Below are 1,677 nucleotides of genomic sequence, written 5' to 3' on the forward strand. Positions count from 1 at the left end.
GTGATAAGTTTACCTTACCCCTTAAAAAAGTTGTATGATTTAGTGTAGCCGATCCAATAATCCGCTAAAAACTTATAAGGTGTTTTTTTGAAATCGCTTTATGGATTTTAACGGTATTATAAAAATTAATAATACAATTAAGATTTTTTCTCTATTTTTTATTCATAAATGGTTACTAGTTACTGATTTAGCAACCACTTGTTAACATGCGCATCACACTTTCGGTTTTCCATTGGTTTGTGGACTAGGTATTGGTAAATTTTTGATTGACACGATAATGTCATACATTTTATCTAAATAAAAAAACAGCTCAATTCTTGTTAAAAAGTTTCAGGAGTGCACTGTGTTTAAGTAAAAAACCAAAAAATCATACTTAATTGATAGAAATCCAGTAAAATACTACTTCAATAATCCCGATAAAAATGTTCAATACTGGGAAGTAATCCCCGATGAAAATTAAAATATATAAATTATGAAATACTTATTATTAATCTCTCTACTATGCTTGTCCTTACAAGGCTGTGGACAAAACGAAAAACAAAATAATAACCCAAAATTCAATATAGCTGAAATGGAAAAATCAATTATTGATAAAGAGAAAAGTTATCTTTATAAAATAAAATATGAACATACCGATTGTTCGTATGAAATCTTAGTTAACGATGTGCCTGTTATCACCTTTTTCGGACTGGGAAACTGGTCAACGAGTGATGAGATAAATAAATACATTTTAAAGCCCGGAAAACAGACCGTTACCTTGCGATTATACCCGCAAAAAATTGAAGATACCTTGTTTAAAAAAAGTTTAACCAAAGACACGAAGCTTAAAATTACGATAACAAAAAATGAAAGACATTCAGACCCCATGTGGGCATGGAATAATAGAGCGAAGGATAACCCAGATCCGACTAAATGGGATATATTAACCTTTGAAACGCCAAAGATGGAAGATGATAAACAAGCGTATGCGGAATACAAAATGGAATTTGAGGTTAAACCCGAAGAGATGAACTGGCAGATAACCGGCTGGAGCGATGGACAGGATTTAAGAAACCATCCGAACATAAAGCAAGAAGTATTAGATTTTTATAAAAAGATTCAATCTATTATCGAAAACAATAAAAGCGCTGAATTTGTTCAGTTAGTAACTAAATCCTTATATGAATCCGCTTTAGTTCACGCATGGCAAAGTAGAGATTGGTTTGAAGATGCAATAAAAACAGCTAAAGAAGGAGCCAAGGTCAAACAAAAGTTTATCTTCCCATTAGACCCCAATGCTGTTGAATTAAAATTTTATGGCAATGGTAGGGTTGTTACCCTGGTTAGTAAAGATTTAAAATCTTATGGATATTCCCCTTTAGTTGCCAAAGCTCAATTCAGCAACTTTCCTGAAGCTTATACCTTCTACTTATACAAACCCAAAGGCTCTGACGAATTAGAGGTAATAAGATAAATAAAACAGGCGGATAACTCCGCCGTTTTTTTATTAATATGGTTTTGGTAATGGCAGAAACCTGCCGATACACCATACCCGTAAAAATTAATGTATTTGCTGATATCACATCTCAATTCAAAATTCGTATTACTTGTAGTAGCTCAAACTTAATCTGACAGACACATATTACTCATCGGCTTTCATTTTAACAAAATGCGTGTCCGATGAGCAAAATAAATTCT

1 protein-coding gene is annotated in these 1,677 nt (G+C 32.6%); it reads left to right on the forward strand.

Translation table 11 applies throughout. The features are described 5' to 3' along the window. The first annotated feature begins 472 nt into the window (after positions 1-472). Entirely contained in the window at positions 473-1,453 is a 981-nt protein-coding gene (locus tag GA0061080_RS12165) for a hypothetical protein (protein WP_091126204.1), read from the forward strand. The last annotated feature ends 224 nt before the right edge of the window (positions 1,454-1,677 follow it).

The sequence above is a fragment of the Gilliamella intestini genome (assembly GCF_900094935.1).
Taxonomy (GTDB): Bacteria; Pseudomonadota; Gammaproteobacteria; order Enterobacterales; family Orbaceae; genus Gilliamella; species Gilliamella intestini.